This window comes from Phyllobacterium sp. 21LDTY02-6, assembly GCF_023554255.2.
GTDB lineage: Bacteria > Pseudomonadota > Alphaproteobacteria > Rhizobiales > Rhizobiaceae > Phyllobacterium.
The window spans coordinates 471,058-492,674 of sequence record NZ_JAMJWD020000004.1; the positions used below are offsets into that span (position 1 = coordinate 471,058).

Consider the following 21,617-nt stretch of genomic DNA (forward strand, 5'->3'; position numbering starts at 1 on the left):
AAGCGTGGCAAATTGCCCACCCCGCGGTCGTGGATTTTGGCGGCCAAAAACGCTAGTAAATGAAGTGTACAGGAGCATTTCATGGACTATCGGCGGTTTTTCGAAGACGCGATCGACCAGTTGCACGCTGAAAAGCGCTATAGGGTCTTCGCCAATCTGGAACGGATTGTGGGCAGATTTCCCCGCGCGCTCTGGCGCACGGCCGATGCCACGCGCGAGATCACGGTCTGGTGCTCCAATGATTATCTCGGCATGGGACAGCACCCGAAAGTGATTGCCGCGATGCATGACGCCTCGAGCCGCATGGGTTCGGGCGCCGGCGGCACGCGCAATATTTCGGGCACCAACCATCCGTTGGTCGAGCTGGAGCTTGAGCTCGCCGATCTGCACGGCAAGGAAGCCGGCCTGGTCTTCACCTCCGGCTTCGTCTCCAACGAGGCGTCCATTTCGACGATCGCCCGGCTGCTGCCGAACTGCCTCATCCTTTCGGACGAACTCAACCACGCCTCGATGATCGAAGGCGTCAAGCGTTCGGGCGCGGAGAAGCGCATCTTCCGCCACAATGATCTCGCCCATCTCGAGGAACTGCTGAAAGCTGCCGGTCGCGAGCGCGCCAAGCTCATCGTCTTCGAATCGGTCTATTCGATGGATGGCGACATCGCCCCGATCGAGGCAATTGCCGATCTGGCCGAGAAATACAATGCCATGACCTATATCGACGAGGTCCATGCGGTGGGCATGTATGGCGAACGCGGCGGCGGGATAACCGACCGCGAGGGGCTTTCGCATCGCATCGACATCATCGAAGGCACGTTGGCCAAGGCGTTCGGCACTCTCGGCGGCTATATTGCCGGCCCGAAGAGCGTGATCGACGCCGTTCGCTCCTATGCGCCGGGCTTCATCTTCACGACCGCGCTGCCGCCGGTGATCGCCGCTGCCGCGACCGAGTCGATCCGGCATCTGAAGACCTCGCAGGAGGAGCGCCGGCTGCACCAGCAACAGGCGCAGCTGACAAAGCAGGTCCTCGCCCAGGCCAATCTCCCGGTCATGCCTTCTGAAACGCATATCGTGCCGCTGCATGTCGGCGATCCCGAATTGTGCAAGAAGGCCAGCGACCGCCTGCTTGAGCAGCACGGCATCTATATCCAGCCGATCAACTATCCGACCGTTCCCCGCGGGACGGAGCGGCTGCGGATCACGCCGACCCCGTTCCACAGCAACGAGCTCATCGTCGAATTGAAGGATGCGCTGGTGGAAGTCTGGACCGCGCTCGGCATCCCGTTCTCGACGGGAGAAACTTCGCCGGTCGAAGCCGACGACCGGGTGGTAACGCTCGCCGTATCAAAAGCCGGCGGCTGACGTTACCGGAGGCGGCCGTTACCAGAGGCTGGCGGGCCCTCAGCGGGCCTTGATCCACTCCGCCAGCCGGTCTGCCGCGGTTTCGATCTGGTCGAGCCTGCGGGCAAAACACAATCTCAGAAACGCCTCGCCGCCTTCGCCGAACGCAGTTCCCGGCGCAAGTCCGACCTTGGCCTGATCGACGATATCGAAGGCGGCGCGATAGGAATCGGTGATGCCGTCTATGCCGAAGAACAGGTAGAAGGCACCAGCCGGCGGCGACAGCCTGACGCGGCCCGTATCGATCAGCCTGGCGCACAGGATATCGCGGGCCTGGCGCGCCCGCTCGACCTGCATGCGGACGAATTCATCGCCCTCATCAAGCGCCGCGACAGCACCGCGCTGCATGAATTGCGCCACGCCCGACGTCGAATATTGAATGAGGTTCTCGATCGTCGTGCCGAGCGAGGGGTGCACGACCAGCCAGCCGACCCGCCAGCCGGTCATCGCCCAGTTCTTGGAGAAGCTGTTGACGAAGATGATGCGGTCTTCCGCGTCCATCACATCGAGAAACGAGGGCGCGCGGCGTCCGCCATAATAGAACTGCGAATAGATTTCGTCGGCGATGATCCAGAGTCCATTGGCGCGCGCCATGGCCAGGATCTCCTTCAGCGTCTCGATATCGGCGGTCCAGCCGGACGGATTCGTCGGCGTGTTGATGAAGAGCGCCTTCGTCCTCGGCGTGATCTTGTCCTTGATCTTCTGCGGATCGAGCGACCAGCCATTGCCGGTGAAATCCTGGGTGACGGCGACCGGCCGGGCACCGCCTATGGCAGCGGCGGCGGCGAAATTCGGCCAGGCCGGAGAAAGGTAGATGACCTCATCGCCCGTGCCGGCCGTAGCCTGGATCGCCAGCTGGATCGACTGCATGCCCGAGCCGGTGACATAGAAATGCTCCACCGGCAGGCGCAACGCGAAATGTCGGTGGTAATAATCCGACAATGCCTGGCGCAGCTCCGGAATGCCGGCCTGCCAAGTGTAGAAGGTCTCGCCATTCGCAAGCCCGCGATTGGCGGCGTCGCGGATGAAGTCCGGCGTCGGCAGGTCGCCCTCGCCCGCCCATAGCGGGATGACGTTCTCCTGCCGCCGGCCGTGGTTCATGACGGCAACGATGCCGCTTTCGGGCGCTGCTGCCGCCTCGTGTCGCAAATGCTGGATCAGACTCATGCTCGGGTCCCCTTTTCAGGGGACCACTAAAGCAAGCAGGCCAGTTAATCACGCGGATATTTGTGATGTTTCCATCAGCCCGAATGATAGTCTGCTGACAGAGCCTGACAAGGCGCCCCCCCTTGCCAGCTACTTGTCCGCTACTTGGCCGCGCGGTTCGCCAGCAGATCGCGGATATCGGTGAGAAGCGCTTCTTCCTTGGTCGGTGCCGGCGCTGCTTCCGGTTCCGGTGCCTTCTCCTGCCGCTTGAAGCGGTTCATCGCCTTGACGACCATGAACAGCACCCAGGCGACGATCAGGAAGTTGATCAACAGGGTGATGAAATTACCATAGGCGATGGTGGCGCCCGCCTCGCGCGCAGCAGCCAGATTGCTGGCAGGCGCGCCGGCCAACTGGATATAGAGATTAGAAAAATCGATGCCGTTCGTCAGCAGCCCGACGACCGGCATGATGATGTCGGTGACGATGGACTCGACAAGCTTGCCGAACGCACCGCCGATGATGACGCCGATGGCAAGATCCACCATATTGCCCTTCAGGGCGAATTCCTTGAATTCCTGTAACATGCTATACCGCTCTCCAACGTTGTATGTTAATCCAAATCTATTATACCCTGAGGCCGGGACTACCAGACGCCGGCAAGAGTAGCAGAAGTTTTACGATAGTTAAGTGCTTGATTTGGTTTTCTACTGTTCATTTCCGCAGTAGTTCATCGCAACAAAACAATTACTAGTCTGATACATATTGGACAGAAAGTGACCCATGGGGTCGGCTGCATTCATCATCATCCAGCTTTACCTGCTGTTCCAGGCGCTGGTTGCGCTGCAGGCGGACAGACGCCCGGTTTCGACACGGCGCTCGCGGCAGCTTCTTTACCTGCTGGTGGTTATCGGCAGCGGGACATCCTGGATATTCTACGGCTCGCCCAGCTATGCGGCCGTGCATGGCATCGAATATATCGGCCTCTACATCGGCATCATCCTTGCCTATACGATCGGCTTTCCGGTGCTGGCGCATGTCGGGCGCGTCGTGCGGCAGCAGGGCATCGCCTCGATCTCGGATTTCATCGGCTCGCGCTACGGCAAGAGCTTCCTCGTCGCCGCCGTCGTCACGGCCATCGTCACCATCGGCCTCGTTCCCTATATCGCGCTGCAGGTGCGCGCGCTGCACTATCTCGCCGGCGCCTTCAAGGACCAGCCTTTTTTCCCGACGCTCGAACATGATCGTGCCCACGGCATCCTGGAGATCGGCGCGCTGATCCTTTGGGTCGTGTATTACTGCGCCCGCTCGCAAAGCTATGGCGAGCGCCATGAGGGGCTCCTCTTCGTCCTCGCCATGGATACCCTCATCAAGTTCGGCGCCTTCGTTCTCGTGGGCATCAGCATCCTGCTGGTGATCGACTGGCCGGATGCGTCGTTCGCCGATCGCCTGTGGCAGACGGATATCGTGGCAGGTTTCGGCCAGGATTTCTCCTTCGCCAATCTTGCCAGCCTCGCCCTGATCGGCGCGGCGGTGATCGTCCTTCTGCCCAGTCAGTTCTATGTGAATTTCGTCGATCAGCGCGGCGGACAGAACCTGCGATCGGCGCGCTGGTTCGTTCCGCTCTCGCTGTTCGTGATGGGCCTGTTCGTGCTGCCCATCGTCATCGCCGGCCAGGCATTTTCGCACAACCCCGAGCTCACCGACTTCTATTTCTTCACCGCGCCTCTCGCCGCGGGGGCAAATGTCGTTTCGATCATCGCCTTCATCGGCGGCGTGGCGGCGGCGACGAGCATGATCTTCCTGCCTTCGATGCTCCTCGCCGTATCCATCTCCAACGATATCGTGCTGCCCCTGCTCTGGCGCCGGGCGGCCGCCGATCGGAAGGGTGGAGACTTCGTCGGCACCATTCGCAATACGCGCATGGCGGTCATTGTCGTGGTCCTGCTGATCATGCTCATCTACGAGCATTATCTCAGCGACCATATATACTTCGCCTCGCTCGCCCTGATCTCGGCGGTGGCATTGATCCAGCTCCTGCCCGCCTTCGTCGGCGGCATCTTCTGGAACCGGGCGACGGCGCGCGGCGCGCTGTGGGGCATGTGCGGCGGCTTTGCCGTCTGGATCTATACGATGGTGCTGCCGTCGCTCCTCGATCCCGCCTCCGAACTGCTGATTGCGGGTCCTCTCAACCTGTCGGCGCTCAGGCCCGAAGCGCTGTTCGGCTCCGAGGTGAGCGCCTATGCCAATGGGTTGTTCTGGAGCCTCCTGGTCAATTCGACCCTGTTCGTCGCCGGGTCCCTGTCGCGCTCGCCGGCGCCGCTGGAACGCATCCAGGCGGCGCATTTCGTCATCGACGGTTCTGCCGTGGCCGATCCCGCCGACATGCTGCAACCGAATATCCTCTTCGGCCAGCTCAAGACCACGTTGGCGCGCTATATTGGCGAGCAGCACGCCGATTCCGCCTTTGCCACCTTTTGCCGGCAAGAGGAGATCACGCTGGCCGACGATCAGCCCGCCGACTTCAAGACCGTGCAATTCGCCGAGCACCTGCTTTCCGAGGTCGTCGGCCCGCCCTCGGCCCGCACCATTCTGGCCCTCGCAATGGGTCCGACGACCTCGTCGCAGCGCAAGGCGCAGATCCTGCTCGACCATGCCACCGGTGCGCTGGCGCAGAACCGGCAGCTGCTGCAGACCGCGCTCGACCGCATGGACCAGGGCATCGCCGTCTTCGACAGCGGCCACCGGCTGAGTTGCTGGAACCTGCAATTCCAGTTGATCCTCGAGCTGCCGCGGGAATTGCAGCGCATGGGCACGCCGCTCGGCCACATATTGCGGGCAATGTTCCAGCGTGGCGATCTCGTCGATCTTGGCGCCGAATACCAGACCAATGACGGCACCGCGCCGATCATTCCGTGGCGGATCAAGATGCGCAATGCCGAGCAGACGATCGAGGTGCGTTCGAACCCCATGCCCGGCGGCGGCCTGGTGACGACCTTCACCGATATCAGCCAGGCGGTGAATGCCGATGAATTGCTGCGCCGGACCAATGAATCGCTGGAGCAGCGCGTGCGCGAACGGACCGGCGAACTCACGCTGGCCAACCAGCAGCTGGTCAGGACGCAGAAGCGCGCCGAAGACGCCAATCTGGAAAAGACGCGGTTCCTGGCCGGCGCGAGCCATGACCTGCTGCAGCCGCTCAATGCGGCGCGGCTCTACTCGTCCGCGCTGACCGAACGCCTCGACAGCATCAATGAAAAGGAACTGGTGCGCAATCTCGACTCGTCGCTGGAAGCCGTCGAAACCATCATCAGCGCCCTGCTCGACATTTCCCGGCTGGATACCGGCGCGCTGAAGCCGGTGATCTCGGTGTTTCGCATGGATGCCCTGCTGCGGCAGGTGGAAAGCGATTTCATGCCCATCGCGCGCGAGAAGGGGCTGGAGCTGCGCATCCTGCCGACCTCGGCCGTGGTGGCGACGGATCGCAACCTGCTGCGCCGGCTGGTGCAGAACCTCGTTTCCAACGCCATCAAATATACCCGCTCGGGCAAGGTGCTGGTGGGCGTGAGGAGGCGGGGCCAGACCCTCCATCTCAATGTCCATGACACCGGCATCGGCATTCCGAGGACGCGCCTCGACGACATATTCCGCGAGTTCACCCGCCTGACCGGCGGCATGCGCGAATCCGACGGGCTGGGGCTCGGCCTCTCGATCGTCGAGCGTATCGCCCATCTGCTCGACATGGGCATCAGCGTCGATTCAACGCCCGGCCGTGGTTCCCGGTTCGCCGTGAGCATGGCGGCATCGCAAGCGCAGCCGGTATCGGTCAGCATTTCGGCGCCCGCGCCGCAAAAGCCGGGCGCGCTGGCCGGCCTGCGGGTGATGTGCATCGACGACAATGAAGCTTCGCTGGCGGGAATGCAGCAGCTGCTGCAGACCTGGGGCTGTACCGTCACGGCGTTTCGTTCGGCGGAAGCGGTTCGCCGCTATTGCCAGGACAAGGGCGCCATGCCCGAGGCGGTGCTGGCAGACTACAATCTCGACAATGAGAACGGGCTGGACCTGATCGGCTTCATCCGGGGCCATTTCGGCGGCGAGCTGCCGGCCTCGCTGGTAACGGCAGACCGTTCGGCGGAGGTCCTCGAAAGGGCGGCGCGGGACCATGTGACGATCCTCAACAAGCCGGTCAAGCCGGCGATGCTCCGGGCCCTGATAACGCGCTTGAAGGATAGCGTCGCGGCGGAGTGAGATCAGCTCTCGATCGCCTCGGCGATCTCGCGGTCGCCGCGAAACCGTGCAAGGCGGATGACGGCCTGGGTGCGACTGTCGACGCCGAGCTTGTAGAGCACGGCCGAGACATGGGCCTTCACCGTCGCTTCCGAAACCTGCAGCTCATGGGCGATCTGCTTGTTCAGCATGCCGTCCGCCATCATGCCGAGCACGCGGCTCTGCTGCGGCGTCAGCTTGCGGATGCAACGGATGAGATCGGCAAGCTCCGGCTCGAGTTCGCTCGGCTCGCTGTCGCCGAGCGGCGACCATATTCCGCCGTCGAGAATGACCTGCACGGCCGATCTTATCGTGTCGGGGCTGGAGGATTTGGAGATGAAACCTGCAGCGCCGAGCTCCAGCGCCGATTGTATGGTCACGGCATCGTCGCTCGCCGAAACGATGGCGATCGGCACCAGCGGCTGGATGGCGCGCAGGGCGATGAGGCCGGTAAGGCCGCCGGCATCGCTCAGCGAAAGGTCGAGAAGGACAAGGTCGAGATCGGTCGAGACATGAAGCAGCCGCTTTGCGCTTTCGAGATCGCCGATTTCCATGATTTCCAGCTGTTCGCCGAAGTTTGCCAGCGCCAGTTTGAGCGCGCCTCTAAACAATGGGTGGTCGTCTACGATAACGAACCGGTAATGCATCTGCTAATCCTCAATTGGTATCAAATAAAACATCTAAACCTAAAGGCGTAATGCCAACGACTAAATCCATTTTTTCTGATATATCAATAAGTATTTGGCACTTTGTAAAGTTCTTCGGCTGTATTGAGGGAACGTCGTTAAGCCTAGTCCGTTAAAGTGCCTTGGCAAAACCTTATTCCCGAGCGATTATTCAATTGTGGGGACGAGTTAGAAAGAGAATTGCATGATTACACACACTCTTTATCCGGAGGCACAGCCCTATCAGGAGCAGATGCTTGAAGTTTCGGGGTTGCACACGATACATATTGAGGAATGCGGCAATCCCGACGGCAAGCCGGTAATCATGATTCACGGCGGACCGGGTGGCGGCATCAACCCCACCATGCGTCGCCTGCATGATCCCGAACAGTACAGGATAATCCTCTTCGACCAGCGCGGCTGCGGCAAATCCACCCCGCATGCGGAGCTCGAGGAGAACACGACCTGGGACCTCGTCGCGGACATGGAGCGCATCCGCACCCATCTCGGCATCGACAAATGGCAGGTGTTCGGCGGGTCCTGGGGCTCGACGCTGGGGCTCGCCTATTCGCAGACCCATCCCGACCATGTCAGCGAACTCATCCTGCGCGGCATCTTCCTCGTCCGGCGCTTCGAGATCGACTGGTTCTATTCCAATGGCGCAAGCATCATCTATCCCGACCGTTTCGAGGCCTACCAGGCCCATATCCCGGAAGAGGAACGGGACGACATGGTCGCCGCCTATTACAAGCGCCTGACCGATCCAGACCCGGCGGTGCGCCTCGCCGCCGCCAAGAACTGGGCGCGCTGGGAAGGCTCCGCGCTGTCGCTGCTGCCGGACCCCGCGCGCGCCGAAGCCTTCGCGTCGGATAATTTCGCCATCGCCTTTGCGCGCATCGAATGCCACTACTTCCAGAATGGCGGCTTCTTCGAAACCGACGATCATCTGCTGCGCCATGCGCATCTGATCCGGCACATCCCCTGCACCATCGTGCATGGCCGCTATGACATGTGCACACCGCTGCTCAATGCCTGGCACCTCAAGAAAGTATGGCCGGAAGCCGATTTGCGCATCGTCGAGGATGCCGGTCATGCCGTCACCGAACCCGGCATCGTGCACGAGCTGATCGCGGCGACCAAGCGCTACGCCGCCTAGGCCGACAAGGCCCGCCGATCACGCTGCAAGATGCTTGCGGCGTGATTTGACCACCCAGAGATGGCCGAAGGGATCGACGAGAACGCCCGCCCTGTCGCCATTGTCGAGGGTCTCGACCGCGTTGCGGACGCGCGCGCCCTCCGCGACGGCATGGTGCATGATGCGATCCGCATCATCGACATGGATGTCGAGCATGACCGGCGTCGCGCCGATGGCATGGGCCGAGCGCGGCCCGCCGAGCGACGCATCCGCATCGCGCTTGGGATTGGCGCCCACGATCATGATGACGGATTCGCCGAGCCGGATTTCCGCCGCTATCAGCACGCCCTGGTGCAGATAGGGCCTGCCGACAAGCTGCGCCCCGAATACCGCCCCATAGAAGTCCAGCGCGTTCTGCTGGTCCCCATGACGCACAAAAAGCCTTATCGACACCTCGCCAATCAGTGTTGGTACGGCAAACATCTCATCGCTCCCAGAGAAAGTGGAGCGACCACTATCCGTCATCATTTAGAACAAATCAAGAACAAACAGTCTCGATCGTTGCGCTCGTCCTCAGGTTTTTTGCGGCGTCGCGGGCGATTGCGGCTCGGTCTTGTCCTCGTCCAGCTCCTTGGCGAGCCCCATGAAACGGCGCATGAAACGCTCCATATAGCTGAGGCCCTTTTCGAAGTCCTCCTCGGTCGGAAGCGCGTCCCGCACGGCGGGCGGCAGCTTGCCGATGCCGGCGACGGTTTCCTCCAGCTTCGCCACCCGCGCCTTCAGGTCGGCGATGTCGTCCTCGTAGAGCGTGCGTTCGTCGGCGGCGACCTTGCAGACGAGCTGGTTCAGCTTTTCGTGGCAGATCGACATTTCGCCGGTACGGTTGTTCATCCGGACATAGCCTTCGGCGGTCTTTTCGAGCGTATAATTCGCCGTTTCCTCGGCCGCGGCCGGGCCGGCGAGAAGCATGGCGGCAAGCATGACCGGTACTGCGTTTGATCTTGGCATTTCAGGCCTCCAGCGTTCGATACGGGTCATCATCGCCGTACAATACGCCAAAAATCCGAAACCTTCATGAATTCTGTGACCGGCGCGTCTGCGCTCTTTGCGAAAGCCGTATTTAGCGCTAGTAAGCGCGCATGTCGCAACTCATCTACAAGATCGCACCGCGAGCGCTCTGGCACGCTGCCGAAGCCAAGGGCGTTTTCGACGGCGCGCCCGTCGACCTGGCCGATGGCTATATCCATTTCTCCACCGCCGGGCAGTTGCACGAGACCGCCGCCAAACATTTTGCCGGGCAGGACGATCTCCTGCTCATCGCCGTCGATGCCGCCGCTCTCGGCGACAGCCTGCGCTTCGAGCCGTCGCGCGGCGGCGCGCTGTTTCCCCATCTCTATGCGGCGCTGCCCGTCAATGCCGCGGCCTGGGTCAGGCCCCTGCCACTCGGCGGCGACGGCAGGCACATCTTTCCGGATCTCAGCTAATGGCCAGTCTGTTCCAATCCATCGGGCAAAGGACCCTGTTCTCCCTCGAGCCGGAGCGGGCGCATGGCCTGTCGATCATGGCCTTGCGTTCCGGCATCGTGCCCGCCTGTGCGACACCGGGCGATCCCGCGCTTCGGATCAATGTCGCCGGGCTCGATTTTCCCAATCCGCTCGGCATGGCGGCCGGCTACGACAAGAATGCGGAAGTGCCGGACGCCCTGTTGAAGCTCGGTTTCGGCTTTGCCGAAGTCGGCACCCTGACGCCGCTGCGGCAATCCGGGAACCCCAAGCCGAGAATATTCCGGCTGGTACAGGATCGCGCCGTCATCAACCGTCTCGGCTTCAACAATGAGGGCCACGAAGCCGCGTTCCGCCGGTTGTCGGAGCGTAGCGGCAAACGCGGCATCATCGGCGTCAATATCGGCGCCAACAAGGATTCGCCCGACCGCATCGCCGATTATGTCGCCGGCATAAGGCGCTTCGCCGGCGTCGCCAGCTATTTCGCCGTGAACATCTCTTCCCCCAATACGCCGGGCCTGCGCGACCTGCAGACGCGCGACAGCCTGAAGGAACTGCTCGGCCGCGTGCTCGCCGAGCGCGACCGGCAGCAGGGGTCGAAGCGGCCGGTATTCCTGAAGATAGCGCCCGACCTGCCCGAAGCGAGCCTGGACGATATCGCCGCCGAACTCGCGCTTCACCCGCTCGACGGCCTCGTCGTTTCCAATACCACCCTCTCCCGCAGCGGCCTGATCAACCAGCTGGAACAGCGCGAGACAGGCGGTCTTTCGGGCGCGCCGCTGTTCGAACGTTCGACCATCGTCCTGGCGAAGATGCGCCAGCGCGTCGGCGCCGACCTGCCGATCATCGGCGTCGGCGGCATTGACAGCGCCGAGACCGCCCTTGCCAAGATCCGCGCCGGCGCCGATCTGGTTCAGCTCTATACGGGGATGATCTACAAGGGCCCCGGCATAGCGGCCGAGATCGTCAAGGGCCTTTCCAAGCAGATGAAGCGGGAGGCCGTCGCCAACATATCCGGCCTGCGCGATCTCGACACGGCCGATTGGGCGGCCCGGCCGCTGCTGGCCTAGGCCGCGAACTGCGCCCGGGCGCGGGACGGCAGGATCGCCAGCAGCGATATGCCCCGCAGTCCGAGGAACAGGTGCAGGGCGAGCCAGAGCCCGTGATTGCCGAAATAGACCGGCAGCACCAGATAGGCCGCGAAATAGCCGGCCAGCGACAGCAGCATCATGTTGCGCATGTCGCGCGACCAGGTGGCGCCGATGAAGACACCATCCATGTGGAAGGCCAGCAGCCCCATGACCGGCGCCAGCGCCGCCCAGGGCATATAGGTCGATGCCATTTCCTGCACCTCGGGCGATTTGATCAGGAACCTTATGATGCCGTCGCCGAAGGCGAGGAAGAACAGCGCCATCGCGCTGGCGAGCATCAGGCCCCACAGGAAGGAAAGCCGCACGCCGCGGTCGAATGCCGGGCGGTAATGGGCGCCGACCGCGCGGCCGGATATCTGCTCGGCGGCGGTGGTGACACCGTCGATGAGATAGCCCGAGACGAGGAGAAAATTCATGAGTACGGCATTCGCCGCCAGCGTCACCGCGCCTGCCGTGGTGCCGGCGCGGGTGAAATAGGCATAGGCGATGAGCAGGAAGAACGAGCGCAGCATGATATCCCGGTTCACCGCGAACATCCGGCGCAGCTCATGCGGATCGAGGATCATCGCCAATGTCGGGTTCGGCTCGGCGCGGAACTGCCGATAGACGAGCACCAGTCCGACGACCAGCGCGATGCCTTCGCCGAGCACGGTACCCCAGGCGATGCCGGCGACGCCCCAGCCGGCCAGCAGCCCCAGCCCGATGGTCATGGCGATATTGATGCCATTGAGCAGGAATTGCAGATAGAGCCCCTGCATGGCCCGGCCCTGGCCGAGCAGCAGGCCGAGCACGGCATAATTGGCAAGCGCCATCGGCGACGACAGAAGGCGGATCGTGACATAGGTCGACATCGCCGCCGATACTGCCGGGTCCGGCTGCATGAAGCGGTTCGTCGCCATCAGCACGAGCGGCGTCGCCAGGATGAAGACGATGCCGGCGATCAGGGCGATGCCGATGGAGCGCCAGAACACCGCCTGCTGCCCCACCTTGTCATGCATGCCCATGGCCTGGGCCACCAGGCCGGTAGTGCCGGCGCGCAGGAAATTCATCGTCGAGAACAGGAAGTCGAAGACCAGCGCACCGATGGCGAGGCCGCCGAGCAGATGCGGATCACCCAGCTGGCCGACCACCGCCGTATCGACGAGGCCGAGCAGCGGCGTCGTCAACGATGCGAGCATGACCGGAATGGTGATCGCCAGCATCAGCCGGTTCGTCACCTCGAAGGGCCGGACAATCTTCTGCTGCTGTGTCGGCGGAGTGTCGTTCATGAAGGGCACCGGAGGTTGCGGCGGGTTGTGCCGTTACCCCTCTCTATGCCATTGCCGGCGTCCGCTTGCCAGTGGCAAATCAGCGCCCGAGCACGAGTGCCCAGTAACGTTCGCTGCTGCCATTCGCGGCTTCAGCATAGGCGAGGCCATAATGCCTGAACCGCGGGTCGAGCATGTTGCGCCGATGCGGCGGCGAAGCCATCCACATGGCGAACAGGCGGTCGATACCCATCCTGCCCATCGCGATGTTCTCGGCCGCCGCGCCATCGATGCCATTGCCGCCGACGCGCGTGGCGAAATCCCTGCCCCAACCGGTGGTATGGGTCATCCGGCCCCGGCTCGCCATGTAAATGGCCTGCTGCAGGGCGGCCTGCTCGAGCCTGCTGTCGGGCGACATGGATTCGAGCCCGTTGCCGGAGCGCACCGCCGCCATCGCGCCGCTGGCGGAACCGGACACGCCGGCGCTGGCGCCCGGCCCCCTGCCTGCCGACTGGCAGGCGGCAAGCGGCAGCAGCAAAGCGAGCAGCGCCCAGTGAAGATGCCTGCGCGGGCGCAGGACCGAATGAATGGCTGGCATGGATGACCTCGTGATAAGTTCACCCGTGCCTAGAGACGAATTGTGCCAAAAATTCAGCGGCGATAGTTCAACAATCTCAAGATGATGAAGCACGGCACCACGACGGCGGCGCCGAGCAGCAGGTAAGACGCGAAGCTCTCGATCGCGCCGAAGCCGAGATTCCAGATGCGGCGTATGAAGCGCTCGACGCCATAGACGATGTCCATCGGCGACCAGTCGAACGCGTTCATGACGACGCCGACGACCAGCGATACGACGATCAGCTTGAGCAACACCCGGCCGGGCGTATCCCCTAGAAAGCTGTTGGACCTGTCCGTCATCGATTTCTCCAAGCTGCGTGCTGCGACCATGGCTGATGTAAAGCATATTGCCATGAATTCAAGCTGTCCTGCCCGGTTGGCGCTCCAGACCCTGCACTCGGCCGTGCTGGCGATCCATAGGATTCATTAGGCGCCGGCGCTTTGTTTGCACGGTGGATGGCCGTATAATGGCGCAAGATCGGGGGCGCGTTCCATGACTACCATTGCCAATGTCTCATGCTGGGCGGCCGCCCTTGGCGTTGCGGCCATGCTCGCTTCGCCCGCCCGCGCCCAGTCGTCGCCGGGTTCGGGTTGCACGCTCCATCCGGTCGGCGGCACGGCGCGGCATGTCCTGCAATGCCGCGGCGGCCTGAAGATCACCGCCGAGGCCAATGCGCGCTACAGCCTGATCGACAGCAACCGCGATGGCAGCGTCGACAAGGTGCGCCTGCAGGACAAGGCGATTCTCATCGATGCACCCGCCTCCCCTCAAGGCTTCGAGGTGATCACGCCCCAGGCCATCGCCGCCGTGCGCGGCACGCGCTGGGCCGTGGATGCGAGCGCGGCAGGCACAGCCGTCTTCGTCGCAAGGGGCGCCGTGGATGTGAGGCGCCGCGCCGCTGGCGAGCCGGTCGTGCTCGGCCCGGGCCAGGGCGTCGACGTCGATGCGGGGTCTGCCGCCCTGGTGGTGAAGCGGTGGCCGGCAAAGCGGGTCGCCGCCCTCATGGCCCGGCTCGGCCAATAGGACATGAGGTACCGCAGCGCCCTGATGCTGGCGGCGCTGACGCTTACCCTCGTTTGGGGCGCCGGGCTTGGCGCCGCCCACATGCGCAGCAATCTCTGGTTCCTGGAGCGCGTCGAGGCGACGCTGACGGACCTGCGCATTCTCCTGCGCGGCAGCCGGCCCGCCCCCGATGCGCTGACCATCGTCGCCATTGACGATCAGACGGTGCAGCGGACCGGCAGCTATCCGCTGGCGCGCGCCAGGATCGCCGAGCTGATCGACGCCATCGGCCGGGCGCGGCCGAATATCATCGCCGTGGACATGCTGTTCCTCGAGGCCGGGGCGGCGGAAGGCGATGCCGCGCTCGCCGCCGCCCTTGCGCGCACGCCATCCATCATAGCGGGAGCCGCCGTGTTCCAGCGGAGCAGCCAGCGCGCCGGCGCCGGCGGAGCCCTCCTCGACCGCATCCCCGACGCCGAGAGCTTCCTGCTGCCCCTGCCGCGCTTCAGCGAGGCGGCACAGGTCGGCATCGTCAATGTCGGCACGGACCAATCCGGCACGCCGCGCGAAATCCCGATGATATTCCGCAGCGGCAGCGACATACGCGCCGCCTTCCCCCTGCAGGCCGCGGCGCTCTCCCTCGGCGTCGAGCCGGTCTTCGGGGCGGACGGCATCGAGCTCGGCGGCAGGCATGTCGCGACCGATAGCGGCCAGGCGCTGCCGCTGGCATTCCATGGCCCGCGCGGCACGATAAGGACGATCAGCGCCGCTGCCATTCTCGACGGCAGCTTCGATCCCGCCGATATTTCCGGCAAGGTCGTGGTCCTCGGCACCACCGTGACCGGCGGCGGCGACGTCTTCCCGACGCCGTTCGACCAGGTCCTGCCCGGCGTCGAAGTCATCGCCACCGCCATCGGCCATCTGGTTGCCGATGGCGGCATCACCCGCAACCGGTTCACGCATCGCATCGACGCCGCGACCGCCATCCTCCTGCCGATGCTGCTGGTCACCATATTGGCGTTCTGGCCAAACGCGCCGGGCCTCGCGGCGATGGGCGCCGTGCTCGTCTGCTGGTTGGCGCTCAATGCCCTGCTGTTCTCCAACGGCCTGTGGCTGAGCATATCGCTGCCGCTGACCGCCATCGGCCCGCCAGTGCTGATATTCGGCGCGCTGCAACTGCTCCTGAACCGGCGGCGGGCGCAGCATTTCGCCAGCCAGAGCCGCATGTTGCAGGCCATCCAGGCGCCCGGCCTCGGCAAATGGCTGGCGCGCCATCCGGATTTTCTGGCTTTGCCGGTGCGCCAGGATGCGGCGGTGATCTTCATCGACCTGTCGGGCTTCACCGGCCTCAGCGAAATCCTCGGCCCCAATTCGACGCGCGACCTGCTCAACGGCTTCTACCAGATGGTGGACGAGGAAGTGGCGGCGAGCGGCGGCAGCATCATCAGCTTCATGGGCGATGGCGCCATGATCCTGTTCGGCCTGCCGGCGCCGAAGCCGGACGATGCGCAGCGCGCCCTCGGCTGTGCCGTCAGTCTCTGCGGCCGCACCGGGCAATGGCTGGCGACGCTGCCCTCCTCGACCAGCGAGCGCATCGGCTACAAGGTCGGCGCGCATTTCGGCACGGTCGTCGCCTCGCGCCTTGGCGGCGGCGAGCGCCAGCAGATCACCGCGACCGGAGATACGGTCAACATCGCCAGCAGGCTCATGGAGATCGCCAAGGCCAACCGCGCCGAACTGGCGCTCAGCAGCGAAATCCTGCATGTGGCGGGTCCGGACAATGCCGCCTCGGCGCGCGGCACGCTGACCGGCCCGCTCGAAGCCGAGATCAGGGGCAGGTCCGGGGCCGTGACGATCTGGCTATGGCGCGGCGGATGAGGGGGCGGATCGCATCAGTGTACCGCGTGCTTCGACAGGCTCAGCATGAGGGAAATTGGTTTGATTGCAGGAAAGTTGGGAGCTTAGAAAGGTCTCCGAACTGCCGCCCTGCCAAACACCCACTTCCTCATCCTGAGCCTGTCGAAGGACGCATTTCATCGATGCAACCTCCCTGTTGGAAGTTGGGACAGAACTAGGCGCGCATCGGCGCCGTGATTTCGTGGACGGCGCCAATGACGATCAGGATGACGATATAGGCGGCGACGATCAGCCAGAGCGGCCAGGGCCGCGTCGATTTCTTCGCCAGGAGGCCGACGATCAGGCCGGGGACGAGCGCGAGGGCGACGAGCTGGCTTGCCGCCTCGGACGGCGTCTTGAAGCTCGGCAGCGTGACGCCGAAATAGAGCGCCGCGAGGGCGATCGCCAGCGCGATGGCTGAACAGACGAGCCCTTTGAGATAGGGGGATTGCGTGCGCTCGGTGCCGGTCATGGGGAAGCCTAGTTGATGGTGCGGGACTGGTCGGGAATATCCAGCGAAAAGGCCGGAATGTCGATATCGAAGCGGTCGCCGCCGACGCTTTGCATCGTATATCTGCCGACCATCATGCCCGAAGCGGTCTTCAGCGGGCAGCCGGACGAATATTGGAAGGAATCGCCCGGGTTCAGCACCGGCTGCTCGCCCACGACCCCCGGTCCGCGCACTTCCTCGACATTGCCATGCGCGTCGGTGATCTGCCAGTAGCGCGACCGCAATTGCACGGTCGCGTCGGATTCGTTGGAGATCGTTATCCGGTAGCCCCAGACATAATGGTTCGCCGCCGGGTCGGACTGATCCTCCAGGTAAAAGGGTTCGACAGTGACTTCGATCTCGCGTGTGATGGCTTTATACATACCTGTCCCAGTGTATGTTCCTGATATCGCCAGCCACGCCGGCGGCGTCAACCGCTGCGATCTAAATCCTTTGTGATCGCCCTGCGTTCACGCCTTCAGCGCCATGTCGAGATCCTCGATCAGGTCGTCGGCATCCTCCAGGCCGACGGACAGCCGCAACAGCCCATCGGAAATGCCGAGCTCCGCCCGCGCCTCGTCCGACAGGTTCTTGTGGGTCGTGGTCGTCGGATGGGTGATGAGGCTCTTCGCATCGCCGAGATTGTTGGAGATCTGCACGATCTCGAGCGCGTTTTCAAAGCGGAACGCGCCCTTCTTGCCGCCCTTGACCTCGAAGGCGACAAGGGTCGAGCCGCCGCTCATCTGCCGGGCGATGATATCCGCCTGCGGATGGTCGGCGCGGCCGGGATAGACCACCTTGGAAATGCCCGGGTGATCGGCGAGGAAATCGGCGAGCCGCTGCGCCGTCTGGGTCTGCTGGCGCACGCGCACGGCGAGCGTTTCCAGCCCCTTCAGCATCACCCAGGAATTGAACGGGCTCAGCCCCGGGCCGGTATGGCGGAAATATTCGTGCAGGTTGGCGTCGATCCATTCCTTGTCGGAAAGGATCATGCCGCCGAGGCAGCGCCCCTGCCCGTCAATGTGCTTGGTGGTCGAGTAGACGACGATATGCGCGCCGAGCTCCAGCGGCTTCTGGAACAGCGGCGTGGCGAAGACATTGTCGACGATCAGCTTCGCGCCGACCGAATTCGCGACCTTGGCGACGGCAGTGATGTCGATTACTTCCAGCGTCGGATTGGTCGGGCTCTCGAGGAACAGCACCTTGGTGTTGGGGCGGATCGCATTCTCCCAGTTCTCGATCCTGGAACCATCGATCAGGGTGAACTCGACGCCATAGCGCGGCAGCAAGGTCTCGATGATGTAGCGACAGGAGCCGAACATCGCCCGCGCCGCCAGCACGTGGTCGCCAGCCTTGACCTGGCACAGGATCGCCGCTGCGACGGCCGCCATGCCGGAGGCGGTGGCGCGCGCATCTTCGGCGCCTTCCAGCGCACACATGCGCTTTTCGAACATGTCGGTCGTGGGGTTGGCATAGCGCGAATAGATGAAGCCCGGATCCTCGCCCTTGAAACGGGCCTCGGCGGACTCGGCGTCGGGATAGACGAAACCCTGTGTCAGGAACAGCGATTCCGATGTCTCGCCAAAGCCTGAGCGAAGCGTGCCGGCATGGACGAGCTGGGTGGCGGGGCGGAAATTGCGGCTTTTCTTCTCGGTCATCGTTTTCTCAATCTGCCTCGTGGAGGCAATAAAAAACCGGCCTTGCGGGAATCGCAAAAAGGCCGGACGTGACCGGGCCTCTTTTAGCAAATTGTTTTACGTGGCTGCAAGCCGGCCGGCCAAATCACCACGGGATAAGATTGCTTTAATCCTCTTGGGCGCTTGCGTCAATCGGGTGAAACGCTAAAGCTTTCACCGGATTTGACAGGATTTGACGACCATATGACACGACAAGCGGGCATTCTTGCCGATAGCGGCATCAGGGCATTGCACCAGGCGGGGGCGCTGACGACGGAGCGCGAATTCGACAGCGACCAGATCCAGCCGGCGAGCCTCGACCTGCGTCTCGGCGCCAAGGCCTACCGCGTCCGCGCCAGCTTCATGCCCGGCCCGGCAACGCCGGTCATCGACAAGCTCGAACGGCTGAAGCTGCACGAGATCGACCTGACTGCCGGCGCCGTGCTCGAAACCGGCTGCGTCTATATCGTGCCGCTGCTCGAAAGCCTGGACCTTCCGGCGGACGTGTCGGCCTCGGCCAATCCGAAGAGCTCGACCGGCAGGCTCGACATTTTCACCCGCGTCATTGTCGATGGCGCGCAGGAGTTCGACAAGGTACCGGCCGGCTATCGCGGCCCGCTCTATCTCGAGGTCAGCCCGCGCACCTTCCCGATCGTCGCGCGCACCGGCTCGCGCCTGTCGCAGATCCGGTTCAGGACCGGCCGGGCGCAGCTCGACGAGGCCGAGCTTGCGGCGCTGCACGGCACGGAGACGCTGGTCGCCTCGGACACGCCCGACATCACCGGCGGCGGCATTGCGCTGTCGATCGACCTGACCGGCGATGCCAGCGGCCTTGTCGGCTATCGCGGCAAGCACCATACGGCGGTCGTCGATGTCGACAGGCGCGGCGCGCATGATCTCTATGATTTCTGGGAGCCGATCCACGATCGCGGCGCGCGCGAACTCGTTCTCGATCCCGACGAGTTCTATATTCTCGTCTCGCGCGAGGCGGTGCATGTGCCGCCGCTCTTTGCCGCCGAGATGACGCCGTTCGATCCGCTGGTGGGCGAATTCCGCGTCCATTATGCCGGGTTCTTCGATCCGGGATTCGGCCATACGGCCGCCGGCGGCACCGGCAGCCGGGCGGTGCTCGAAGTGCGCAGCCATGAGGTGCCCTTCATCCTCGAACACGGGCAGATCGTCGGCCGGCTGATCTATGAACACATGCTCGAACGGCCGAAGGCGCTTTATGGCACCGATCTCGGCTCGAATTACCAGGCGCAGGGCCTCAAACTGTCGAAGCATTTCCGCTGAAGCTTGCACTGGACAATTCTTGGCTTGCATTTTCGCGCGCCAACCAGCACTGATAGGCGCATGCGGATGTAGTTCAATGGTAGAACGGCAGCTTCCCAAGCTGCATACGAGGGTTCGATTCCCTTCATCCGCTCCAGCCATTTCCAGCCGGCCGCAATTCATCCCTCATGGGATGGCATGGCGGCGCGCCACGCCCTAGTTCTTTGGGCGGAACTCGGCCGGATCGAACTCGTACAGCGTCGAGCAGAATTCACAGGTCACGCTGATCTTGCCGTCCTCGATACTGTCGTCGATCTCCTCGGCGGTGAAGCCCGACAGCACCCCGGCGATCTTCTCGCGCGAGCAGGAACATTCGTCGCTGACCGGCACCGCGTCGAAGACACGCACGCCGCGCTCGTGGAACAGGCGATAGAGCAGCCGCTCGGCGCCGACCTGCGGGTCGGTCAGTTCCGAGCTCTCGATGGTCGATACCAGCGCCTTGATCTCGGCCCAGTCATCATCCTCGCGGAATTCCGACATGTCGTCCAAGGCGGATTCCGGTACGTCCCCCGCCGAAAGGTCCGGCTGGCGCATGCGCAGCTCCGATTCCGGCAGGAACTGCACGATCAGGCCCCCGGCCCGCCATTGCTCCACCGGCCTTCCATCCTCGCCGCGCTCGATGAGCTTGGCCACGGACAGGCGCAGATCGGTCGGTATCTGCTCCGACTGGCGGAAATAGGTCTTGGCGATCTCTTCGAGATTGGAACCGTCGAGCGCGACGATGCCCTGGTAGCGCTGCGTATATTCGCCCTGGTCCACCGTCAGCGCCAGGGTGCCGCTGCCGAGGAGCTCTGCCGGCGCCGTCGCCTTCTGCTCGATGGCATCGGCGAGCCGCTCCTCGTCGAAACGCGCATAGGCGCGCACCGCATTGGGCGTGCTGAAATCGACGACGAGCATGTCGACAGGCCCGTTCGACTGCGACTGGAAGATGAACTTGCCCTCGAATTTCAGCGAGGTGCCAAGCAGCACGGTCAGCACGATGGCCTCTGCCAGGAGCTTGGCCACCGGCTCCGGATAGGCATGCCGGCTCAGAATATCGTCGAGCGTCGGACCGAGTTGCACGGCGCGGCCGCGCGCATCGAGCGCTTCCACCTGGAAGGGCACGACGGCATCGTCGCCAGCGAACATATATTCGTCCGGATGGCCTGTCACATCAGACATTGCGACCTCCCTCGAGACACCAGGCCAGGATGGCCTTTTGCGCATGCAGCCGGTTTTCCGCCTCATCGAAGACCACGGAATGCGGCCCGTCAATAACCGAATCCGTCACTTCCTCGCCGCGGTGCGCCGGCAGGCAATGCATGAACAGCGCATCGGGATTGGCATGCTGCATCAGCGTGTCATTGACCTGATAGGGCACGAACACATTATGCCCGCGGGCGCGTCCTTCCTGGCCCATCGAGACCCAGGTATCGGTGACGATGCAATCCGCACCGCTGACCGCCGCGACGGGATCCGTCGTCAGCATCAGCCGCGCGCCGCTCTGCCGGGCCCATTCGAGATAGCGCGCATCGGGCTCGCTGCCCTCGGGCGTCGCTATGTTGAGATTGAAATCGAAGCGGGCCGCCGCCTCGACAAGCGAATGCAGCACATTGTTGCCGTCGCCCGTCCAGGCGAAGGTCTTGCCCTTCACCGGGCCGCGATGCTCCTCGAAGGTCATGATGTCGGCCATGATCTGGCAGGGATGCGTATCGTCGGTCAGCGCATTGATGACCGGCACCGTCGCATTTTCCGCCATCTCGGTCAGGCGCTCATGCGTCGTCGTGCGCATCATGATGATATCGACATAGCGCGACAATACTTTAGCGGTGTCGGCAATCGTCTCGCTGCGGCCGAGCTGCATCTCGGAACCGGTGAGCATGATGGTCTCGCCGCCGAGCTGGCGCATGCCGACATCGAAGGACACGCGTGTCCGGGTGGACGGCTTGTCGAAGATCATCGCCAGGACCTTGCCGGCGAAGGGCTTTTCCATGGCGCCGGCCTTCAGCCTCGTCTTGCGCGCGCGCGCATCGTCGAGAATGGTCCGCAGATCGGTTGCAGAAAGGGCCGAAATATCCGTGAAGTGACGGACGTCAACTTTGATCGTCATGAT

21 protein-coding genes, 1 tRNA gene and 1 riboswitch are annotated in these 21,617 nt (G+C 63.4%); of the genes, 9 read left to right on the forward strand and 13 right to left on the reverse strand.

All coding sequences use genetic code 11. The features are described from left to right. Nucleotides 1-81 precede the first annotated feature (81 nt). Nucleotides 82-1,359 carry a 5-aminolevulinate synthase gene (gene hemA, locus M8997_RS16405; protein WP_250015350.1) on the forward strand — a complete coding sequence of 426 codons (1,278 nt, stop codon included), beginning with the start codon at nt 82-84 and terminating at the stop codon, nt 1,357-1,359. 39 nt (nt 1,360-1,398) lie between these two features. Here hemA and M8997_RS16410 read toward each other — a convergent pair whose 3' ends face one another. Together M8997_RS16410 and mscL are read right to left on the reverse strand one after the other, a co-directional pair. Further along, nucleotides 1,399-2,565, reverse strand: a complete 1,167-nt coding sequence (locus M8997_RS16410) for a pyridoxal phosphate-dependent aminotransferase (protein WP_250015352.1) — start codon at nt 2,563-2,565, stop codon at nt 1,399-1,401. 140 nt (nt 2,566-2,705) lie between these two features. Continuing rightward, on the reverse strand, nt 2,706-3,131 hold the full coding sequence (gene mscL / locus M8997_RS16415) for a large conductance mechanosensitive channel protein MscL (protein WP_250015355.1): 426 nt from the start codon (nt 3,129-3,131) through the stop codon (nt 2,706-2,708). Nucleotides 3,132-3,327: 196 nt separating this feature from the next. Here mscL and M8997_RS16420 point away from each other — a divergent pair, with 196 nt between their 5' ends. Then, the gene (locus M8997_RS16420; protein WP_250015357.1) at nt 3,328-6,792 is read left to right on the forward strand and encodes a PAS-domain containing protein; all 3,465 of its coding nucleotides are present in this window, start codon (nt 3,328-3,330) and stop codon (nt 6,790-6,792) included. A 2-nt stretch (nt 6,793-6,794) separates the two neighbouring features. On the opposite strand, the gene M8997_RS16425 is transcribed toward M8997_RS16420, so the two are convergent. Further along, nucleotides 6,795-7,457, reverse strand: a complete 663-nt coding sequence (locus M8997_RS16425; RefSeq protein ID WP_250015360.1) for a response regulator transcription factor — start codon at nt 7,455-7,457, stop codon at nt 6,795-6,797. 223 nt (nt 7,458-7,680) lie between these two features. Between M8997_RS16425 and pip the strand changes: the two genes are divergently transcribed. Further along, the gene (pip, locus tag M8997_RS16430; protein ID WP_250015362.1) at nt 7,681-8,631 is read left to right on the forward strand and encodes a prolyl aminopeptidase; all 951 of its coding nucleotides are present in this window, start codon (nt 7,681-7,683) and stop codon (nt 8,629-8,631) included. 18 nt (nt 8,632-8,649) lie between these two features. Here the strand turns inward: pip and M8997_RS16435 are convergent, their stop codons facing one another. Together M8997_RS16435 and M8997_RS16440 are read right to left on the reverse strand one after the other, a co-directional pair. After that, on the reverse strand, nt 8,650-9,093 hold the full coding sequence (locus M8997_RS16435) for a VOC family protein (RefSeq protein WP_250015364.1): 444 nt from the start codon (nt 9,091-9,093) through the stop codon (nt 8,650-8,652). 90 nt (nt 9,094-9,183) lie between these two features. Then, entirely contained in the window at nt 9,184-9,618 is a 435-nt protein-coding gene (locus M8997_RS16440) for a hypothetical protein (protein WP_250015366.1), read from the reverse strand. Nucleotides 9,619-9,749: 131 nt separating this feature from the next. On the opposite strand from M8997_RS16440, the gene M8997_RS16445 reads away from it, so the two are divergent. Together M8997_RS16445 and M8997_RS16450 are read left to right on the forward strand one after the other, a co-directional pair. Then, a complete protein-coding gene (locus M8997_RS16445; RefSeq protein ID WP_250015368.1) occupies nt 9,750-10,094 on the forward strand; it encodes a DUF952 domain-containing protein in 345 nt (114 codons plus the stop codon). Continuing rightward, nucleotides 10,094-11,182 (forward strand): quinone-dependent dihydroorotate dehydrogenase, encoded by a 1,089-nt coding sequence (locus M8997_RS16450; RefSeq protein WP_250015370.1) that lies wholly within the window; start codon nt 10,094-10,096, stop codon nt 11,180-11,182. The genes M8997_RS16445 and M8997_RS16450 overlap by 1 nt, the downstream gene beginning before the upstream one ends. On the opposite strand, the gene M8997_RS16455 is transcribed toward M8997_RS16450, so the two are convergent. From M8997_RS16455 to M8997_RS16465, 3 genes are all read right to left on the reverse strand, one after another. Further along, nucleotides 11,179-12,531: an MATE family efflux transporter gene (locus M8997_RS16455; RefSeq protein WP_250015373.1), complete on the reverse strand. Its 1,353-nt coding sequence runs from the start codon at nt 12,529-12,531 to the stop codon at nt 11,179-11,181. The two genes, M8997_RS16450 and M8997_RS16455, sit on opposite strands and share 4 nt — an antisense overlap. 79 nt (nt 12,532-12,610) lie before the next feature. Continuing rightward, nucleotides 12,611-13,108, reverse strand: coding sequence for a CAP domain-containing protein (locus M8997_RS16460; RefSeq protein ID WP_250015375.1), 498 nt, complete (start codon nt 13,106-13,108; stop codon nt 12,611-12,613). A 53-nt stretch (nt 13,109-13,161) separates the two neighbouring features. Continuing rightward, nucleotides 13,162-13,428 carry a DUF6460 domain-containing protein gene (locus M8997_RS16465; protein ID WP_250015377.1) on the reverse strand — a complete coding sequence of 89 codons (267 nt, stop codon included), beginning with the start codon at nt 13,426-13,428 and terminating at the stop codon, nt 13,162-13,164. A gap of 193 nt (nt 13,429-13,621) precedes the next feature. Between M8997_RS16465 and M8997_RS16470 the strand changes: the two genes are divergently transcribed. Both M8997_RS16470 and M8997_RS16475 read left to right on the forward strand, forming a co-directional pair. Next, nucleotides 13,622-14,152 carry a FecR domain-containing protein gene (locus tag M8997_RS16470; RefSeq protein WP_371929592.1) on the forward strand — a complete coding sequence of 177 codons (531 nt, stop codon included), beginning with the start codon at nt 13,622-13,624 and terminating at the stop codon, nt 14,150-14,152. Between the two features lie 3 nt (nt 14,153-14,155). Continuing rightward, a complete protein-coding gene (locus tag M8997_RS16475) occupies nt 14,156-16,009 on the forward strand; it encodes a CHASE2 domain-containing protein (RefSeq protein ID WP_250015379.1) in 1,854 nt (617 codons plus the stop codon). A 193-nt stretch (nt 16,010-16,202) separates the two neighbouring features. Here the strand turns inward: M8997_RS16475 and M8997_RS16480 are convergent, their stop codons facing one another. From M8997_RS16480 to M8997_RS16490, 3 genes are all read right to left on the reverse strand, one after another. Next, nucleotides 16,203-16,499, reverse strand: a complete 297-nt coding sequence (locus tag M8997_RS16480) for a hypothetical protein (RefSeq protein WP_250015382.1) — start codon at nt 16,497-16,499, stop codon at nt 16,203-16,205. Between the two features lie 8 nt (nt 16,500-16,507). Continuing rightward, the gene (gene apaG / locus M8997_RS16485) at nt 16,508-16,900 is read right to left on the reverse strand and encodes a Co2+/Mg2+ efflux protein ApaG (protein ID WP_250015385.1); all 393 of its coding nucleotides are present in this window, start codon (nt 16,898-16,900) and stop codon (nt 16,508-16,510) included. An 87-nt stretch (nt 16,901-16,987) separates the two neighbouring features. Further along, nucleotides 16,988-18,175: an O-succinylhomoserine sulfhydrylase gene (locus M8997_RS16490; protein WP_250015387.1), complete on the reverse strand. Its 1,188-nt coding sequence runs from the start codon at nt 18,173-18,175 to the stop codon at nt 16,988-16,990. A 61-nt stretch (nt 18,176-18,236) separates the two neighbouring features. Next, nucleotides 18,237-18,316, reverse strand: a riboswitch (SAM riboswitch). An 81-nt stretch (nt 18,317-18,397) separates the two neighbouring features. Here M8997_RS16490 and M8997_RS16495 point away from each other — a divergent pair. Both M8997_RS16495 and M8997_RS16500 read left to right on the forward strand, forming a co-directional pair. Continuing rightward, nucleotides 18,398-19,486: a 2'-deoxycytidine 5'-triphosphate deaminase gene (locus tag M8997_RS16495; protein WP_250015389.1), complete on the forward strand. Its 1,089-nt coding sequence runs from the start codon at nt 18,398-18,400 to the stop codon at nt 19,484-19,486. Nucleotides 19,487-19,548: 62 nt separating this feature from the next. Continuing rightward, nucleotides 19,549-19,622 (forward strand) — tRNA-Gly (locus tag M8997_RS16500). Between the two features lie 59 nt (nt 19,623-19,681). On the opposite strand, the gene M8997_RS16505 is transcribed toward M8997_RS16500, so the two are convergent. Beyond that, entirely contained in the window at nt 19,682-20,686 is a 1,005-nt protein-coding gene (locus M8997_RS16505) for an Hsp33 family molecular chaperone (protein ID WP_250015391.1), read from the reverse strand. After that, a complete protein-coding gene (argF, locus tag M8997_RS16510) occupies nt 20,679-21,614 on the reverse strand; it encodes an ornithine carbamoyltransferase (RefSeq protein WP_250015393.1) in 936 nt (311 codons plus the stop codon). The genes M8997_RS16505 and argF overlap by 8 nt, the downstream gene beginning before the upstream one ends. Nucleotides 21,615-21,617 lie beyond the last annotated feature (3 nt).

Excerpts from the sequence above, each read along its gene's own strand:
- hemA (WP_250015350.1), top strand. The coding sequence starts at position 82 with ATGGACTATCGGCGGTTTTTCGAAGACGCGATCGACCAGTTGCACGCT.
- M8997_RS16410 (WP_250015352.1), bottom strand. The coding sequence starts at position 2,565 with ATGAGTCTGATCCAGCATTTGCGACACGAGGCGGCAGCAGCGCCCGAA.
- mscL (WP_250015355.1), bottom strand. The coding sequence starts at position 3,131 with ATGTTACAGGAATTCAAGGAATTCGCCCTGAAGGGCAATATGGTGGAT.
- M8997_RS16420 (WP_250015357.1), top strand. The coding sequence starts at position 3,328 with ATGGGGTCGGCTGCATTCATCATCATCCAGCTTTACCTGCTGTTCCAG.
- M8997_RS16425 (WP_250015360.1), bottom strand. The coding sequence starts at position 7,457 with ATGCATTACCGGTTCGTTATCGTAGACGACCACCCATTGTTTAGAGGC.
- pip (WP_250015362.1), top strand. The coding sequence starts at position 7,681 with ATGATTACACACACTCTTTATCCGGAGGCACAGCCCTATCAGGAGCAG.
- M8997_RS16435 (WP_250015364.1), bottom strand. The coding sequence starts at position 9,093 with ATGTTTGCCGTACCAACACTGATTGGCGAGGTGTCGATAAGGCTTTTT.
- M8997_RS16440 (WP_250015366.1), bottom strand. The coding sequence starts at position 9,618 with ATGCCAAGATCAAACGCAGTACCGGTCATGCTTGCCGCCATGCTTCTC.
- M8997_RS16445 (WP_250015368.1), top strand. The coding sequence starts at position 9,750 with ATGTCGCAACTCATCTACAAGATCGCACCGCGAGCGCTCTGGCACGCT.
- M8997_RS16450 (WP_250015370.1), top strand. The coding sequence starts at position 10,094 with ATGGCCAGTCTGTTCCAATCCATCGGGCAAAGGACCCTGTTCTCCCTC.
- M8997_RS16455 (WP_250015373.1), bottom strand. The coding sequence starts at position 12,531 with ATGAACGACACTCCGCCGACACAGCAGCAGAAGATTGTCCGGCCCTTC.
- M8997_RS16460 (WP_250015375.1), bottom strand. The coding sequence starts at position 13,108 with ATGCCAGCCATTCATTCGGTCCTGCGCCCGCGCAGGCATCTTCACTGG.
- M8997_RS16465 (WP_250015377.1), bottom strand. The coding sequence starts at position 13,428 with ATGACGGACAGGTCCAACAGCTTTCTAGGGGATACGCCCGGCCGGGTG.
- M8997_RS16470 (WP_371929592.1), top strand. The coding sequence starts at position 13,622 with ATGACTACCATTGCCAATGTCTCATGCTGGGCGGCCGCCCTTGGCGTT.
- M8997_RS16475 (WP_250015379.1), top strand. The coding sequence starts at position 14,156 with ATGAGGTACCGCAGCGCCCTGATGCTGGCGGCGCTGACGCTTACCCTC.
- M8997_RS16480 (WP_250015382.1), bottom strand. The coding sequence starts at position 16,499 with ATGACCGGCACCGAGCGCACGCAATCCCCCTATCTCAAAGGGCTCGTC.
- apaG (WP_250015385.1), bottom strand. The coding sequence starts at position 16,900 with ATGTATAAAGCCATCACACGCGAGATCGAAGTCACTGTCGAACCCTTT.
- M8997_RS16490 (WP_250015387.1), bottom strand. The coding sequence starts at position 18,175 with ATGACCGAGAAGAAAAGCCGCAATTTCCGCCCCGCCACCCAGCTCGTC.
- M8997_RS16495 (WP_250015389.1), top strand. The coding sequence starts at position 18,398 with ATGACACGACAAGCGGGCATTCTTGCCGATAGCGGCATCAGGGCATTG.
- M8997_RS16505 (WP_250015391.1), bottom strand. The coding sequence starts at position 20,686 with ATGTCTGATGTGACAGGCCATCCGGACGAATATATGTTCGCTGGCGAC.
- argF (WP_250015393.1), bottom strand. The coding sequence starts at position 21,614 with ATGACGATCAAAGTTGACGTCCGTCACTTCACGGATATTTCGGCCCTT.